Genomic DNA, 16,230 nt, shown 5'->3' on the forward strand with positions numbered 1-16,230 from the left:
TTTTAAAATTTTATTTGTATTTGTATCATATAATTTGTTCCGGGTTGCCAACGGTTTTCTTGTGTTTGATATTTCTGATTAAATAAATTATTCACTTTCATAGAAACGCTATAAAGTGGTGAAATCTTATAATTCAATCCTAAATTTGTAAGCCAGAAATCATCTAATTTAGCCGATTCATCTGCTAAGGTAAACACTTTACTTGTATAAATATTTTGTACAAAAGCAGATAAGCGTTTGTAAGTATATTGTATACTCGCCGTCCATTTATGATTTGGAGAATATATCAATTCCTTATTTTTCAATTTATCTTTCGTTTTCGTAAAGCCATAGGTAGTGTTAAAGTTGAACGCATTCCATTTGTAATTTCCAATCACCTCAACACCATACGTTTCCACTTTGTTTACATTTCGCGGAACCCAATAAGAAGAATTCATTGGAATCCATTGAATCATATTTTTGATATTATTGTAAAAAACATTCGTCTGAATTGTTAAATTTTTACAGATAAAATCATTTCCAATTTCGAATTGATCAGCTGACTCCGATTTTAAATCCGGATTTCCTCCTGTTTTCCAAAACAAATCATTGTATGTTGGATTTCGGAAGTTTTTCGAAACATTTCCTCTCAATTGATATGCGTGAGTTGGACGATAATTAAACCCAAAAGAATAAATAAAAGGATTATTGTAAGTATTCGAAAAATCTTGGCGAATACTCGCTTCGTAGTTCAAAACATCCGATAATTTATGCTTCGCAAGCAATGCAAGATTGAATGAGTTTTGATCACTTTTACTCAAATTATTTCCACTTCCTTCATTATAAAAGGCTTCAGATAGAACAGCTAATTCGAAATTTTCTGTGAATTGATGATTCAAATAATATTTCAACACATAATTGTCTACTTTTAAATCATCCGTATAATCAGAATGAATATTGGGATAAAAGCTACTTTCCTCTCTGATATACGCTAACTTTAGTTGTGATTTCCATTTATCATTCGGATTAAAATTCCATTCCGTCAAAACACGGTAATCTTGATTAGCATAACCCGAAGGAGTTGAACCAATATCAGCCAAAGGAAATTCACGATGTCCAAAATTGAACATTGAATAGACTTTCAATTCATTTTTCGGATTAATCTTGTACCCCAAATTGGCATTAAGTGTATTGAAGTAATATTTTCCGTTCAGGTTCCTCTTCATGTAATTCGGTATCTTATAATCGTTATCAGATTGATTTCGCTCATAATCTATCGAAGTACTAAAATTAGCTGCACTATACTTCAATTGGTATTTGCCTATCCATGTATCAAAACTTCCGTAACCTAAATTTATTTTTTGCTGCCACCCTTTGTTATAATCAAATTTGTTCAGTAAATGGATTGTTCCGCCAATTGCTCCTGTTCCGTATGCAATACTTCCTCCTCCGGGTTTTACAAGAATTCCGTCAAAAGAATTGCTTCCAAACAAATTAAAATCAGTTTGTCCCGTTGTTTGAGAATTCACATTGATTCCGTTCCAAACAACTGCCGTATGCGAAGCCAATGTTCCTCGAAACGAAGGAGAAGAAACCATACCACGCCCATTTTCTTTAAAATAAATTGGTGTTTGCGCTTGCAAAACTTGCGTCAGTTGAGCGGGATTTTGTTCCAGAACACTATCATTTAATTTGATAATACTTTGAGATTTGTAATGATTTTGGAGAAATGCATCGTTTAAAACCAAAGGTTCCAAACCTATAGTATCTGTCTGCGCAAAAGCTATTTCTGATATAAAAATAAAGTAAAGAAAACGTTTTTTCATATTAAAATTTGTTCTTCCTCCGAAAACATTTCCTATTTAAATAGTTAATCATGGCAGGTTTTCTGACTTATTCTACTCTTTCTTTCCATTTTTACACAGAAAAGATTATTTGGAATTAACAGTTGCGGGGACAGTTTTGGACTTTAACCAAATTCTCTTTTAACTCACTCTTTGAGCACCATTTTGTGCAAATGTAAAGAAAAGCGTTTTAAATTATAACACATAGACTGTTAAATCGTTAACATTTAATTAATAACAAATTTGTTTTATTTGTACAGTCCTCAAAATCATTATATCTAGTGATTTTTTGCAGAGGAGAGAGAATTAAATTTGTACCAATAAAAAACGATTATCAATAAACTTTAAAAACTATGGAAAATAATCAACCATACAGATCAGAAAAGAAATTAGTTGCCGGAATTTTAGGAATATTAGTTGGATATTTAGGCATTCATAAATTTTATTTAGGCTATACAAAAGAAGGTATTATTCAAATTGTTGCAACATTTATCACATTCGGTTTAGCAGGAATCATAGGTTTCGTAGAAGGAATTATTTACTTAATAAAACCTGATCAAGAATTTGATAAAACATACGTAGAAGGACGCAAAGGTTGGTTCTAAATCAGTTCTTATCTTTTAAAATAGGATGTCTCCCAAAACAGTTTAGTGCCGTTTTGGGATTTTTTTGTACTTAATTCGTATTTAATAATTACCAAGTTTTTTACTACATTTGCTTTTAGGAAAAAATATAATAAAGAACGAAATCGCATAAAATGGCTATAAAAACATTTAGAGAAGTAATCGCGGAGGCAATGAGTGAAGAAATGCGTCGCGATGAATCTATATTTTTAATTGGAGAAGAAGTAGCAGAATACAATGGAGCATACAAAGCTTCGAAAGGAATGTTAGATGAATTTGGTCCGGAACGTGTAATTGATGCACCTATTGCTGAAGCTGGTTTTTCTGGTATTGCTATTGGTTCTACAATGACTGGTTGTCGTCCAATTGTAGAATACATGACATTCAACTTCTCATTAGTGTCTATTGACCAAATTATCAATAACGCTGCAAAAATTTATCAAATGTCAGGAGGACAATTCAATTGTCCAATTGTATTTAGAGGACCAACTGCTTCTGCAGGACAGTTAGGAGCAACTCACTCACAAGCTTTTGAAAACTGGTATGCAAATGTACCTGGCCTTAAAGTAATTGTTCCATCGAATCCTTATGATGCAAAAGGGTTATTAAAATCCGCAATTCGTGATAACGATCCTGTTATTTTCATGGAGTCTGAACAGATGTATGGAGATAAAATGGAAATGCCGGACGAAGAATATACAATCGAAATCGGTAAAGCTGAAATTAAACGTGAAGGAACTGATGTTACATTAGTTTCATTCGGTAAAATTATCAAACAAGCTTACATTGCTGCAGATGAATTAGCAAAAGAAGGAATCAGTGTAGAAGTAATCGATTTACGTACAGTTCGCCCATTAGATTATGATACAATCTTCAAATCTGTGAAGAAAACAAATCGTTTGGTTGTTTTAGAAGAAGCTTGGCCTTTTGCTTCTGTTGCTTCAGAAATTACTTATATGGTTCAACAAAAAGCTTTCGACTATTTAGATGCGCCAATCAAACGTATTACAACGAAAGATACATCAGCACCTTACGCTCCAAACTTATATGAAACTTGGATTCCAAATGCAAAAGATGTAATTGAAGCTGTAAAATCAGTTATGTATAAATAATATAAGATTTATCAACTATATTTGTAAAGTCTAGCACATATTTTGCTAGGCTTTATTTTTTTAACCAAATCTTATTGATGAAAAGTTATATAACAGCTGTTTTTTTAGTTGTTTTGACGTCTTTGCACGCTCAAGTAAAAATTCAGGGAAAAGTGATCGATTCTGAAACATTGAAACCGATTCCTTATGCAGATATACGTTTACCGGAGTTAAAAGTTAGTGCTACATCCAACTCAGATGGAACTTTTTATATCGAATCTGCTTCAAATACAAATAAAATTGTTGTTTCTAAAAGTGGTTATGAGACTGCTGATTATATCATTGAAAATAAAATCGATTATAATTTTATTGCTCAACTATTTCTAGCTGAAAATGATACAGAAACAGACGATGATCAATCTGTAGAATTGAAAGAAGCCGTCGTTTCTGCAAAGAAAAAACGTGTCAAGAAAAAAGAAAATCCTGCTTATGCAATTTTACGTGAAGTTTGGAAACGAAAAAAGAAAAACGGATTGAAACTGACTCCTCATTATCAGTACGACGAATATGAAAAATTGCAATTTGATATCAGTAATATCGATTCCACTTTCATGAAACGTAAGATTTTCAAAGGGATGGAGTTTGTTTTTGAGAAAGTAGATACTTCTTCAATCAACGGGAAAACGTATTTACCCGCTTTCTTAAACGAATCGATCTATAAAATAGCAGGAATCAATAAACCTTCTACAAAAGAGCGCCGTGAATTAATTGCAAACAAAACCTCAGGTTTCGAGAAAAATGAAGTCGTTGCTGCGACAGTAAAAAACTTATTCCGGGATATTGACATTTACGATAATCGTGTTAATATTTTAGACATTAAATTTGTAAGTCCTATCGCTACCGATGGTTTTGCGGTTTATGATTACGAACTAAAAGATACGATTGATGTCGATGGAGTAGAATCTTATCGAATCAAATATTATCCTCGCCGTGAAGGTGAATTAACTTTCAAAGGAGAATTATTTATTTCGAAAGATGCTTATGCTGTGAAAGAAGTTGTAATGGAGACAACGAAAGAAATCAATGTAAATTTTATCCGTAATATTTTTATGAATTTACAATATGATATTCCTAACGATTCTATTTTCTATCCGAAAAAAGAATATGCAATGTTAGATATGTCATTATTGAGTAAAAAAGAAAATTCGAAAGGTATTTTTGCTCATAAAACGGTAAATTATTACAATTACGATTTTGACACAACCCATCCGGAAACTTATTATTATGAAAAATTAGATCCTGCCAAAGCTGCTTTAAATGAAAAAGATAATCAGTTTTGGGCGGAAAACCGTCCCGAAGTTTTAACAAAAGATCAAGAAGGTATTTACGAAACTTTAGAACAATTAAATAAAATCCCAAAGTTCAATAACATTGTAAAAGCAATTGAAATTTTTGGATCAGGTTACTACAATGTAGGAAAGGCAATCGATATCGGTAATTTGTATTCGTCATTTGGATACAACCAAATTGAAGGTATCCGTTTGAGAGCCGGAGCCCGTACTTATTTTTCGCAGAATGACATGTGGCGTGCACAAGGTTTCTTAGCTTATGGTTTTAAAGACAATAAATTCAAATACGGTGCAGATTTCCGTTATATGTTTAATCGCTACAACCGCTTTCAGGTCGGAATTGGAACAAAGCGTGATGTAGAACAATTGGCAGCAACTTTAACGGCTTCAGATGGAATTATGACACGTAGTTTTGCTTCCTCATCCATTATTAATCAAGGCGATAATACTTTTTTAAGTAACAATCATTTGACGAATGTTTACACTTCGATAGAACCTTGGAAAAATGTAACGTTTCGAGTAGATGGAAATTACCAATTAATCAAACCTGCCGATGCAGAACATTTTTCAATTGCCTATGAAAAGGACGGAAAAATAAAAGAAACCTTAACAAATTCTAGTGTAAGTGTATCAATTATAGCTCGTCCCGGAGCCAAATACTCACAATATGGGATTGACCGTTATGAAATGACAACACTTGCTCCAACATTAATGTTACGTTATACAAAAGGATTGAAAGGAGTCATCAATTCAGATTTTGAATACGATAAACTTCAATTCTTATACACTCAGCCAATTTTGATCGGCTCATTCGGAAAAACACTTTTAACTGTAGAAGCAGGAAAAACTTTTCAAGGAGTTCCTTTGTCTTTAATGAGTGCAATACCGGGTAACGAAAGTTATGGACAAGTATACGGGACATTTTCTCAGTTAGATTATTACGAATTTGTAACAGACCAATACGCCACATTAAATTGGGAACACCATTTTAATGGATGGATTTTAAACAAAGTCCCATTCATCAAAAAATTAAAACTAAGAGAAGTTGGTTTCTTAAGAGCCGCTTATGGTGATATTTCTGAAAAAAGTAAAGCGATTAATCATTCGACAATCCAGTATTTCGCTCCTAATCAACAAATCTATTATGAATACGGTTTTGGAATAGAAAACATTGGTTTTGGAAACATTAGACCGATTCGAGTTGATTTTAATTGGCGCGGAAATTATAATAATTTGCCAGATGTTCGTAAATTTGGCGTGACAATCGGATTAGATTGGAATTTTTAAATAAAAAATAAATTAAATACATAGTTAACAATGACTTTTGATGCTATTATCGAAATCCCAAGAGGATCTCGCAACAAATATGAAATGGATCACGAAACAGGAAGAATCCGTTTTGACCGTGTTTTATATTCACCGATGTTCTACCCTGCTGATTACGGTTTTGTAGAAAATACTTTAGCTTTAGACGGAGATCCAATCGACGTTTTAGTGTTCTTAACTGAACCAACAGTTCCTGGATGTGTAATTGAAGTAAAAACAATTGGGGTTTTGAACATGTCTGACGACAAAGGTCGTGATGAAAAATTAATTTGTGTACCTGTTGCTGATCCAACATGGAATCAATTGGAAAGCTTAGAGGACATGAACCCTCATACTTTAAAAGCAGTTGAACATTTCTTCAAAACATACAAAGATTTGGAAAACAAAACGTGTGAAATTGAAGGTTTCGGAGATAAAGCACAAGCTGAAAAATTGTTGCAAGAAGCGAGAGATCGTTTTGTTCCAGCACACTAAACAATAACATATTATCGTTTTATATAAATAGTCTTCATTTCTTTGAAGACTATTTTTTTATGGTCTTTTTAATTGAAATCCTTTTGTTTATTGAATTGAAGTTATTAATTTCAAATCTAATTAATACTTAGTTTCAATTATGAAGAAAACACTTACACTTTCCTTAGCATTGCTAGGGCAGCTTATTTTTGCACAATACACAACGCCAAATGAAGGCAAAACCTATCGTATTGCAGACCTTGATGCTTTAACGGATATCCTTACATTTGATGAAGCATCTAATACTTATTTATTAACGGATGATTTAACCATTTCGGCAAATGATACATTTTTAGCCGATTCTGATTATACCTTAGTTATTTCTGAAGCTAAGCTTATAACAATTGCAGGTAAAATAGACATTAATGCTCCTAAAGAGATTTTATTTACGTCCGATTCTCCAGGTTCAAGTTATTTTAAAGGAATACGATTAGAAGAAGGTGCTATTGCAAGTTTCAATCATTTCAAAATGATTTATGGAGGAGGAATCCGTTCTTTAAATGAAGCTTTTACAATGAATAATTCTGAAATTTCTTATCAATATGGGGGAACTTCTACTGGAGGAGCAATTAATTTTTCACGAGGAAATCCTATTATTAAAAATTCTATTTTCAAATTTAATAAAACTCCAGCTGTTGGTTCAGGAGCCAATCAAGCAGTTGCTTTAACTTTTGAAAATAATCATTTAGAAGGAAATAATCAAGAAAACTCAAATCGCCCTCAAATTAATATGGGGCCAAGTGGAAACAACCCTACTACTATTCGTGGAAATACAATTATCGGAGATCGTACATTGACAAGAGTCGGTGGAATTTCAGTTTCGAGTCTACTGGGTGTTCCCAACGAAGCGATAATAGAAAATAATACGATTCGTGATAACCGTTATGGTATTACAATTTCCGGAAGTAATTCAAAAGGAAAAATAATCGGAAATATTCTTGAAAATAATAACACAGAAACAAATCCTTCGAATGGAGGAAGCGGTATTTCTATTTATCTAGCTTCAAATCCGGCTACAAATTTTATTGATATTTTTGACAATCAAATCCGTGGAAGTCTTTGGGGAATCACCAATATTGAGAAAGGCGCATTTATCAATTTGGGTACTGCAAGTCGTCCCGGAAATAATATTTTCTCAAATAACGGAAACGGAGGGATAGTATATGCCTTATACAATAACTCTGTCAACCCTGTTTCTGCAATAGGAAATTGTTGGATTGAAGATCAAAAATCTTCGGAAGAGCAAGTAGAGAACGTCATCGTTCATCAAAAAGATAATGCAGCTTTAGGTGTAGTCGATTATTCTAACTTCTTGTGCAATAATTTAGAAACATCAGAGGTCAACTCAAAAAGATTTGCTTTGTATCCCAATCCAAATCATGGGACATTTACGGTGGATACAAAAGAAAAATCTTCTTTTCAGATTTTTGATGTTAATGGTCGTTTAGTACACCAAGGAGAATTAAAAGTTGGTCAAAACGCTGTTCAAACCAATCTACCGAAAGGAGTATATATTTTAAAAACTTCTCAATCTTCTTCAAAAATTGTTGTGAAATAAGTTCAGACAATTATATCAAACAATTAAAAAAGGTTATCATTCATTCATGATAACCTTTAGCTTCTCCAAGCTATTTGTAATACAATTTATAATTGATTGAATAATTTTTTAGTATGTTTTGCTTTCGCATTTCCGAATGTATTTCATAATACAAATCAACAGATTGTTTTGTTCGAATCAAATCAAAATAACCATTCTCTTCAGGACAAAAAGGATTTTCATAAGACGTTTCTAAACCAATAAAATAGTTTTTAGCTTCGGCGACTTTTAATTTTAGATGAACCGGAAAAATGTATTTCCCCTGATAATTTTTGTCCACTTCAAACCATTTATCATCGATTAAATTGGTTTTATTAGTTATTGATTTTAGAATAATTGGTTTAAAGTAATAATATTCGTTACAATAATTTTTCTTCTTCACTTTTGATTCAAACAAAATTTCAATCGCAACAATCTCGATTTCTTTTTCATTAGGGAGCAGTAAAGTCGAGAATATTTTCAACCCAAAACTTGTGTTATCGGTCAATCTTTCTACTTGTTTATACTTTGGCCGAAATTGTTTGTAATTGGAATAATTCATTACCTCAACTTGATTGAGATTAATGGTATCCAACTTTTGAGCAAAACTAATCACAGAAAACAGGAAGGGAATCAGAAGTTTCATTGTATAAATATAAAAAGTCTGAACAATAAGTTCAGACTTTTTATATTTATTTTATCTTATCAAGATTAAATCAAGTTCAAAACTTGTTCTAAATCTTCTAATAAATCATCAATATCCTCGATACCAACAGATAGACGAATCAAATCATCTGTAATCCCAATTTCAGCACGTTTTTCAGCTGGAATAGATGCATGTGTCATTGTCGCCGGGTGATTTGCTAACGATTCAACTCCACCTAAAGATTCAGCCAAAGTGAACACTTTTAAATTTTCTAAAATTTTGAACGCATCTTCTTTTTTACCAGAAGTTAATGTAAATGTTACCATTCCTCCGAAATCTTTCATTTGCTTTTTCGCAATTTCGTGTTGTGGATGATTTTCCAAACCTGGATAATAGGTATGAGCAACTTTTGGATGAGCTTCTAAAAATTGTGCGATTTTCATTCCATTTGAACAGTGACGATCCATACGAACAGCCAACGTTTTGATTCCGCGTAAAACTAAATAAGAATCTTGTGGTCCTAAAATTCCTCCTGTTGCAAATAAATTGAAGTGAACATCTGTTGCCAATTGATCAGAGTTAACTATGATAGCTCCTGCAACCAAATCCGAGTGACCTCCTAAATATTTCGTTGCCGAATGCATCACGATATCTGCTCCCAATTCGATTGGACGTTGTAAATATGGCGACGCAAATGTGTTGTCAACCGCGACTAAAATATCAGCTTTTTTTGCTTTTGCCGCATCATTTACTGCTTTGATGTCAACCACTTTCATCAATGGATTTGTAGGTGTTTCAACCCAAACCATTTTTGTATTTTCGTTGATTAAAGCTACAACAGCCTCAACATTTGTCATATCTACGAAATGGAATTTCAATCCAAATTTTTCATAAACACGAGTAAATAAACGGTATGATCCTCCGTACAAATCATCCATCGCAATGATTTCATCACCGGGTTTGAATAATTTTAACACACCATCGATTGCTGCTAATCCAGAACCAAATGCAAAACCTGCAACTCCTCCTTCGATAGATGCTAAAGCATTTTCTAATGCCGAACGCGTTGGATTTGCTCCACGAGAATATTCGTATCCTTTGTAATCTCCTGGCGATTTTTGAGCAAATGTAGATGTTTGGTAAATGGGAGTCATTACTGCTCCTGTAGAAGGGTCGTGATGTTGCCCTCCGTGTATAGCTTTTGTATTGAATTTCATTTTGAATGCTTTAAACTATAGCAAATATATGGAGTTTTATTTATTCTTGGATTTAAAGATTTGTTAGAATTTATTTCGGAATATTTTTGGATTCAATAAGAACATTTTCTACAATGTAAATATTAAAAATAGAAGGTTTAACTTTTATAATTGCATGATTTTTTGTCAAGCTGATTGTTTCAAGTTGCTGATATAAATCCTTATTCAAATCTAACTTTTCGACTTCATCTCTAAAATTAATTTTTAAGTTATAATAATCTCCTCCTCTTCTATATCTACCTTTCTTTATTTCTAAAATTTCACAATTTTCTCTGATTGCTGATTCTGTAGCAAAATCATTAACCAAGTATTTTAGTCCAAAATTACATAGAATTGAAATAAAAAAGGATAAAACAAACGAGACTAGAATATTGACAGTCCAATGATCAAAACTTGCTATTTTTCGTTTAATTATTGGAATGTTTAAAATCAAATAAATCAGAAAACTGATGAATAAATAGATAATTAAGTAATACCACCACTTCACATTCAATAGAATTATCTCATCATTTCTATATAACAGATATAGAACAACAAAATAAATAAGGTAAATTATAGTTGTATATCTATTTATTTTCTTATCCTCTTTTTCATTTCTAGTTCTTTCTTTTTTACCTATAGAATTATTCACCTTTCCTCCCATTAGCTAAACAATTCATGTAAAACTTGTAACGATTTTGGCTTTTTGAAATTATTGGTGTGAATTTGGTAGTATTTCACCAAGATTTCAAGTAATAAAGAACGTTGCGGTTGATTAAATGTATTTTTTGAATTTTCTGTAAAATTGATTTCTAACAATTTTTTGAATAAGGCTGTTTCATCTGCTTTCAGCATATTAATAGATGAATTGGAATTCGTAAAAAAACCATTCTCTAAATCGAACAAGCTCCCATCCATTTCTAAGTTGGGATAAAATCCAAGGAAATGGGATAGTTGAATCAAAAAAATCAAATGAAAATCGGCAAAATCTTCTTTCTTCTGATCAAATTCTTTCAACGAATGTTCAATATAAAAATACAAATCGGAATTATCCGTTTCTTCTTTTAGAACTAAGTTTAAAATCTCTGCCAGGAAAAAAACGATGGCAGATTTAATTGGATGGAAATGCAAGGTTTCGTAATAATAAGAAGTTTGGGCCGATCTAAGAAACACCAACTGCTGTTCATTTGATTTAGGCTGAAAACTTAACTCTAGCTCAGTAAGCGGAAAATACAACGATGTATTTCGTTTCTTTTTAGAGAAAACACCTTTTGCGATAAATGACTTTAATCCAAAATCTTGTGTATAGCAACGAATAATTAAACTCGTTTCACCATATTTTAAACTTGAAAGCACAACTGCTTTGGTTTCTAAAATCTTCATTAACGAACAACTGCAATTTTCAGCGTTTTGGTTTCAGTTCCATCTGCATTTGTCATCAAAACTAAATAAATTCCTGAAGCTACAGGCTTTCCTTTTGCATTATTTGTATTCCATTCTACAACTCCTCCATCAGCTTTTTTCTCAAAAATTAAATTACCAACAACATCTGTAATCTTAACCAACGCTCTATTTGGAAGGTTTTTTATCGTAATGTTTCCTTTATATTCTGGTCTATATGGATTAGGGTATACAATTGCATTATTAAAATTAGTTGACTCTATCGAAACATCTCCATTGTAAGAAACAACTCCTTTTTCAGTAGCAAAATATACTTTCCCTGTCGATTCATCAATCGAAACATCATACACAATATCTGATGGCAAAGGAGAATTCTTTGTTGTAAAATGTAGTTTTGTCTCTTCTCCGTTATCCGAAACATAATACACTCCTGCTCCATTGGTTGTCATCCATTTTCTATTCGCATTATCAACTTTTATCGCATAAATACCTACATCAGTTAACAATGCCTCCGGAATTCCATCTTGAATGATGACAATTGGCTCAGCAGAAAAATTACTATTATCAACAGCAGATTCAATTCCATATGTAACAGCTAAACCTTGGTCCGTTCCTATCCATAAATTTCCATTTTTATCTAAAGCCGTTGACCAAATGTTATTAGTTGGTAATGATTGTTCTCCTGTTCTCACTATATTTCCTAAAACTTCGTATGTGTCTTTTCTCAAAACCGCTACACCTCCAGAACGAGCTTGTGGAATATAAATATATTTATTGTCTATAATTGGAGATAAGGCGTTCGAAGAATTTTGATTTATTCGTTGTTTTGAAACCCAACCTCCATTTTTAGTTTTAACTGCTAATGAGTTTACATTATCTTTTAAAGCCGAATAATTCGGTGTTCCACTTGCCATACATGCTGCATCACAATACCAACTTTGAGAAAGATAAAAATTCCCTAAACCATCAAAACTTCCTCCTCCAAAACGATATATCTGAGGTAAAGGTGATTTGATATGATTGGGTTTATTTACACTATTATTAAATTCGAAAATTCCTATAAAAGATCCTCCCCAATTTGTTACTTCTGCATATGGAATCACCATAAAATGGTTTTCATCTGTTGGATCTACTGCAACTTTAATAATATCTTTTGCGCCTTCTAAATCTTTCTCTGAACTAAAATGATTCCAATTTTTACTGTCAAAATAAGAGAACCCGTCCGCATTAAACATTAGATTATTAAAACTTTCCATTGCTCCCGGAGCAATCCAAACTTTATTCTTTTGAGCTGTAACTGAATACGATTTATTGCTATATGGCCCCTGTGGTTTATAAAAAAGGTTATCCGAGCTTAAATTAATTAATCCATTTTTTGTTGAACCTCCGTAATAAATATTATTAATAAGGATTCCTGTATTAAAATTTATTGCTTGATTTTCTTCGTCTGTTTTAGAGAAATCTTTACCACTTAATGTTGAAATTTTATCATTCTGAGCTATGATCAATTCGTTATTCGTCGCTTTTAAATCTTCTATCAAATTATAGGAACGTAAACTTCCAGAAATAGTGTTCAGATTATTTCCCTCTGAATAATAAATTTCATTGTTAAAAAGCTCAATATTCGAAATGTTTTGACCAGAAGTAATTGCCGTCCATGAGTTAATATTCGGATTATTTAATTTATTTTGGAGTGTGCTTGAATAAATTCCATTTGTGGTCGCAATATATAGGACATTTTCGCTAATTGTTGCATCATTAACAACCATCGAATTTGTACGAGTCGTTTCTTTGAATTCTTCATCTTTCAAATCGTACGAAACAATTCCAAAAGTGCCAGAAATAAATGCGATGCCTTCGTTAATATAAATATGATTTATTTTTTTATCTCCATTGAAACCATTCCATTTAATATCCAACACCATCGTCGATTCTCCAGAGCGCAACAAATCTAATCCTCCATTCTCATAACCTACTAAAAAAGAATCTGAAGCTAAGTCATAAGCCATTGCGGAAATACCAACATGATTCAAAAAATTGGTCTTGTTTAACTTAATCCAATCACTTGTTGGATTTTGAAAATTAAATAAGAAAATTCCGTTTTCAGTTCCACAATAAATCACTCCGTTCACTTCCTCCAACAATTTTACATTATTATAAGAGAAAAGGTCATTCCAACGCGCTTTATCATTTTGAGCGTTTAAACCTGTGAAAATCATGGCTATGATAATGAAAAGTGTTGTCTTCATAATGCACAAAAATACTGTAAATTATAACAAGAAATCTTACTAAAAATTGTATCTATCATTACAATAAATCATAAAACTTACCAGGAAGTGTTGAAATAATCTGTTTCAACTCTAAATCTAGTAACAAAGGCATTAATTCATACGATTTTAAATCTAGGTCAAATGATATTTTATCAATATGCTGTTTTCCATTGATAGTTAGATAATCTACAAGTACTTTTTCTTCTTCCGAAAAGTCTACAAATAAATTCATTTGTTTCGCTTTCTTTTTTGAATTAAAATTGAAATAATCAATAATATCTTTCGAATTTTCGACCAAGTAAGCCTGATGAGATTTAATCAAATAATTACATCCAATACTTAAAATGTCTGTCGATTTTCCTGGCAAAGCAAATACTTCACGATTATATTCATTCGCAAATTTTGCAGTGACTAAACTCCCTCCTTTAAACGCAGACTCCACAACAATTGTAATATCAGACAAACCGGCTATCAGTCTATTGCGTTGTAAGAAAGCTTCTGGTAAAACGCTTTTAAAGCTAGGTTGTTCTGTGATCCAGCCACCTTTATGTAATATTTCCATTGCTATTTTTTTATGGGATGCCGGATAAATTCGTTCTAAATTTGTTCCCATAACTGCCCAAGTTTCAAGTTCTTTTTTCACTGCATGATTGTGCGCTTCGACATCACAACCATAAGCCAAACCACTTACAATTGTCACATCAAAATCAGACAAACCTTCTATCAATTCTGTTATAAAAATTCGTCCGTAATTGGTCATTTTTCTTGTACCGACAATAGCAATCTTTTTATTATTGAATTGATTAAAATTCAAGTTGCCTTTACAAAAAATGACCAAAGGTGCATCTATACATTCTCTTAACAGTAGAGGATAATCTTGGTCATAAAATGTTAGGACATTGATTTGATTATTTTTACAAAATTCAATTTCAGTTAAAGCTAAATCCAACCATTTTTTATTTCCAAAATCTTTGCTCATTTGCCAACCAATTCCCGAAATTTGCATCAAATCTTTTGGTTTACAATTCCAGGCAGTTTCTGCCGAACCAAAAAACTGGATAATTTTTCGAGCTGTAACATCGCCAATTCCTTTCTGAAAAGAAAGTGCTAAGATATAAGGTAAATCGGTTTGCATAATGTTAAATTATTAATATTAAACCAACTAAGCAGAATTTTAAGTATTTATTTTTTGCTAAATCTAAAAAAAATGTTAATTTCGTAATATGAGGTTAGAAGAGCATATTAGTCAATTATTATTTGAGCACGATTGTGTAATCGTTCCCAACTTTGGTGCATTCATTTCAAATACTGCAAATGTGGTGTTTGATGAGCAAACAAACACATTTATTCCACCACGAAAAGAACTTTCTTTCAATTCTACTTTAACAAAAAGTGATGGTGTTTTGGTGAATAAAATTGTGCATGATGAACCCATGTCTTTCGAAAATGCCCAAACATTTTTGAATGAACACGTTTATTTTTGGCAAGAACATTTGAAAAATGGAAAAATTTTAACCTTACACAATATTGGCTCATTACAATTTAATGAAGCCGGAAAAATTGACTTCAAACCAGAAAATGCTCAAAATTATTTCATTGCCGCTTACGGTCTTTCAAATTTACAAGCCAATTACATTTTAGATTCATCTAAAACTAAAACCTCTAGTAAACACATGTCTAAATTTTTAGCCGCAGCCTCATTAATTCCCATTATTGTTGGTGGCTTCTTATATTTTAATACACCGCAACCCGTACAAAAATTTGTAACAGAACAATGGAGCGGTTTAGTTTTGCCAATTATTGGTAACGATAAGACAAAGGAAGCTGAAAAAGCGATACAATATGATGTATATAATATGCCGCAAACGATTGCTGAACCTTCTTTGGTTGAATATCAAATTGCAGAAACAGTAACTAAAACAGATACAATTGAAACACCTAAAAAAGTTGAAATTACAGTTGTAAAAGAAACTAAACTGAATGAAACTGACAAGGAAATAACTGCAATTGTAAAAGAAAAACCTTCAACAAAAGAGATTGTAAAAACAGAAACGAAAAAATTAACAAAAGTAGAAGCTCCTAAAAAGAAAGAGGATACTAAAGTTGTTGATAAAAAAGAAGCAGCTCTTACAAAATCTACGAATAAAAAATACCAAGTAATTGCCGCTTCATTAAAACGTCAAGAAGATGCTGATCGTTTAGTTGGTGAATTGAAAAAACAAGGTTACAAAGATGCCGGAATTTCTTATGTTAAAGGTCGCTATTACTATGTCACATATAGCACTTTCAATAATATGGATGATGCACAAAAATATATGAATGATGTAAATAAAAAATCACCCGGAACTTGGGTTAGAACCGATAATTAATACATCTT

General features: G+C 32.0%; 13 protein-coding genes and 1 riboswitch. Of the genes, 6 read left to right on the top strand and 7 right to left on the bottom strand.

The features are described from left to right. Positions 1–2: 2 nt before the first annotated feature. Positions 3–1,805: a TonB-dependent receptor plug domain-containing protein gene (locus tag H277_RS0106430; RefSeq protein WP_019974764.1), complete on the bottom strand. Its 1,803-nt coding sequence runs from the start codon at positions 1,803–1,805 to the stop codon at positions 3–5. A gap of 35 nt (positions 1,806–1,840) precedes the next feature. After that, positions 1,841–2,003: riboswitch (cobalamin riboswitch) on the bottom strand. Positions 2,004–2,176: 173 nt separating this feature from the next. Between H277_RS0106430 and H277_RS0106435 the strand changes: the two genes are divergently transcribed. From H277_RS0106435 to H277_RS0106455, 5 genes are all read left to right on the top strand, one after another. Then, positions 2,177–2,428, top strand: coding sequence for a TM2 domain-containing protein (locus tag H277_RS0106435; RefSeq protein ID WP_019974765.1), 252 nt, complete (start codon positions 2,177–2,179; stop codon positions 2,426–2,428). Positions 2,429–2,580: 152 nt separating this feature from the next. Then, positions 2,581–3,558, top strand: coding sequence for a pyruvate dehydrogenase complex E1 component subunit beta (locus H277_RS0106440; protein WP_019974766.1), 978 nt, complete (start codon positions 2,581–2,583; stop codon positions 3,556–3,558). A 77-nt stretch (positions 3,559–3,635) separates the two neighbouring features. Then, on the top strand, positions 3,636–6,173 hold the full coding sequence (locus H277_RS0106445) for a DUF5686 family protein (RefSeq protein WP_019974767.1): 2,538 nt from the start codon (positions 3,636–3,638) through the stop codon (positions 6,171–6,173). A gap of 30 nt (positions 6,174–6,203) precedes the next feature. Continuing rightward, positions 6,204–6,686 carry an inorganic diphosphatase gene (locus H277_RS0106450; RefSeq protein WP_019974768.1) on the top strand — a complete coding sequence of 161 codons (483 nt, stop codon included), beginning with the start codon at positions 6,204–6,206 and terminating at the stop codon, positions 6,684–6,686. 139 nt (positions 6,687–6,825) lie between these two features. Then, on the top strand, positions 6,826–8,283 hold the full coding sequence (locus H277_RS0106455) for a T9SS type A sorting domain-containing protein (RefSeq protein WP_019974769.1): 1,458 nt from the start codon (positions 6,826–6,828) through the stop codon (positions 8,281–8,283). A 70-nt stretch (positions 8,284–8,353) separates the two neighbouring features. On the opposite strand, the gene H277_RS0106460 is transcribed toward H277_RS0106455, so the two are convergent. The 6 genes from H277_RS0106460 to dprA all read right to left on the bottom strand — a co-directional run bounded on the left by H277_RS0106460 (position 8,354) and on the right by dprA (position 14,988). Continuing rightward, on the bottom strand, positions 8,354–8,947 hold the full coding sequence (locus H277_RS0106460; protein WP_019974770.1) for a hypothetical protein: 594 nt from the start codon (positions 8,945–8,947) through the stop codon (positions 8,354–8,356). Positions 8,948–9,012: 65 nt separating this feature from the next. Then, entirely contained in the window at positions 9,013–10,164 is a 1,152-nt protein-coding gene (locus tag H277_RS0106465; RefSeq protein ID WP_019974771.1) for a cystathionine gamma-synthase, read from the bottom strand. Between the two features lie 70 nt (positions 10,165–10,234). Continuing rightward, positions 10,235–10,846 carry a hypothetical protein gene (locus H277_RS0106470; RefSeq protein ID WP_019974772.1) on the bottom strand — a complete coding sequence of 204 codons (612 nt, stop codon included), beginning with the start codon at positions 10,844–10,846 and terminating at the stop codon, positions 10,235–10,237. Beyond that, complete coding sequence (recO, locus tag H277_RS0106475) at positions 10,846–11,565, bottom strand: DNA repair protein RecO (RefSeq protein WP_019974773.1); 720 nt, start codon at positions 11,563–11,565, stop codon at positions 10,846–10,848. The genes H277_RS0106470 and recO overlap by 1 nt, the downstream gene beginning before the upstream one ends. Further along, positions 11,565–13,832, bottom strand: a complete 2,268-nt coding sequence (porZ, locus tag H277_RS0106480; protein WP_019974774.1) for a type IX secretion system anionic LPS delivery protein PorZ — start codon at positions 13,830–13,832, stop codon at positions 11,565–11,567. The genes recO and porZ overlap by 1 nt, the downstream gene beginning before the upstream one ends. Before the next feature lie 58 nt (positions 13,833–13,890). Beyond that, positions 13,891–14,988: a DNA-processing protein DprA gene (gene dprA / locus H277_RS0106485; protein ID WP_019974775.1), complete on the bottom strand. Its 1,098-nt coding sequence runs from the start codon at positions 14,986–14,988 to the stop codon at positions 13,891–13,893. Between the two features lie 88 nt (positions 14,989–15,076). Between dprA and H277_RS18745 the strand changes: the two genes are divergently transcribed. Then, entirely contained in the window at positions 15,077–16,222 is a 1,146-nt protein-coding gene (locus H277_RS18745; RefSeq protein ID WP_019974776.1) for an HU domain-containing protein, read from the top strand. Positions 16,223–16,230 lie beyond the last annotated feature (8 nt).

The organism is Empedobacter brevis NBRC 14943 = ATCC 43319 (genome assembly GCF_000382425.1).
GTDB lineage: Bacteria > Bacteroidota > Bacteroidia > Flavobacteriales > Weeksellaceae > Empedobacter > Empedobacter brevis.